Source organism: Parendozoicomonas verongulae (genome assembly GCF_009711465.1).
Lineage (GTDB): Bacteria > Pseudomonadota > Gammaproteobacteria > Pseudomonadales > Endozoicomonadaceae > Sansalvadorimonas > Sansalvadorimonas verongulae.
The window spans coordinates 1-784 of record NZ_SMME01000416.1; the positions used below are offsets into that span (position 1 = coordinate 1).

Below are 784 nucleotides of genomic sequence, written 5' to 3' on the forward strand. Positions count from 1 at the left end.
CATCCCGGACTTTGTGTGCCTGAAGTTGTACAGACTTAAGCTCGGGGGAGTCCTGTAACGAAAGTGGTTCGTGAGGAGGTGCATTGTATGGCCGAACCGCTGTGTGAACCGGAGAGCCCCCATTGGCGCATATAACACTGTCAACAACTCTGGCACGCTCAATGTGATAGCCCGGGTCGTTAATCACAACAATAATTTTCCCGGAAAAGTCCTTTATCTTCTGTCTGGCTCCTTCCAGGTCCAGTTCATCGTAGATGCGACTTCGGGCAGTGATCAGGTCTGTGGCGTAATCGTCGTAGTTTATACGCCATGGGCCTGTGGATGTATAAAAAAACTCTGACGCCGAAAGTGGTGAGTCTTGTGACAACAGACTGTCAGTGGAAGCTGGAGAGTCCAGGCTTGCACTCAAATGAAAGGAATCGCTGTAGTCAGATGTATTCTCATTGCTGGATACTTCTGCTTTTGAGGCGTCTTCAGATGAAGACTGGGAGACGATCGAGTCCAATGCACTGGGCAGACTGGCATCTGAGATATCGCTGTCTATCGTGTCTCCGCTGGCGCCTTCTTCTGTGATCTCTGTTTCCTGGTATGATGAAGACACAAGTGTAAGCTCGGAGAGTTCTTTAGCCAGCCTTTGCAGTTCTGTTTCGATGCGTTGAAAGAGCCTGTTGTCTTTTGTGCTCTCAGGTTTTTGGGAGAGTATCATCCAGTCGATAGCGGTTTTGGCCATCAGCTGATGGCCTATAGAGCGAGTCGAGCTGAGAAGGCGCCACAACCCCTTTTC

The 784-nt window shown here is 49.9% G+C and carries 1 protein-coding gene; it reads right to left on the reverse strand.

Translation table 11 applies throughout. The features are described from left to right. The coding region (locus E1189_RS22460; RefSeq protein ID WP_196220895.1) for a hypothetical protein at positions 1–784 on the reverse strand (784 nt) is incomplete at both ends.